The organism is Alteromonas sp. S015, assembly GCF_036864485.1.
Lineage (GTDB): Bacteria > Pseudomonadota > Gammaproteobacteria > Enterobacterales > Alteromonadaceae > Alteromonas.
Genome location: NZ_JAZETO010000028.1, coordinates 1 through 529, shown reverse-complemented (window position 1 = coordinate 529; position 529 = coordinate 1). Strand labels below are relative to the sequence as shown.

General features: G+C 44.6%; 1 protein-coding gene. It reads left to right on the top strand.

Annotated features, from left to right (window positions below; all coding sequences use genetic code 11):
- A partial coding sequence (locus V7R42_RS19885; RefSeq protein ID WP_334022399.1) for a transposase occupies window positions 1-447 on the top strand: 447 nt, incomplete at its 5' end.
- Window positions 448-529 lie beyond the last annotated feature (82 nt).

Genomic DNA, 529 nt, shown 5'->3' with positions numbered 1-529 from the left:
GAAGCCATCTACCACGACATGCCAGACGCCTCATTGTATGAATCTTTACCTGGTGTTGGAAAGTGCCTGGGCCCGAGATTATTAGTTGCATTTGGAGAAGACAGAAACCGATTTGGAAGCGCTCAAGAAGTACAAAAATATGCAGGCATTGCGCCTGTAACTGAACGCAGCGGAAAAACCGCTTGGGTACACTGGCGATGGGGTTGCTCGAAATTTATTCGTCAAACGTTTACCGAATGGTCGGCAAAATCCGTTCTATACTCCTATTGGGCGCAGCTTTACTATGAGCAGCAAAAGAAAAAGGGAAACTCTCATCATCAAGCAGTGCGCTCACTGGCATTCAAATGGATAAGAATTTTATACCGCTGTTGGAAAACTAATACTCCGTACAATGAAACGCAGTATTTGAAGGTTTTAAAGGAAAGGAATTCGCCTTTGCTTGGATAAAAATGGTTGACGAGTGGCTCAGGGCATTAAGCGGACCTTCGCACGTGTCGAATTTTGGTTAATTTATCCGACCCCTATATGC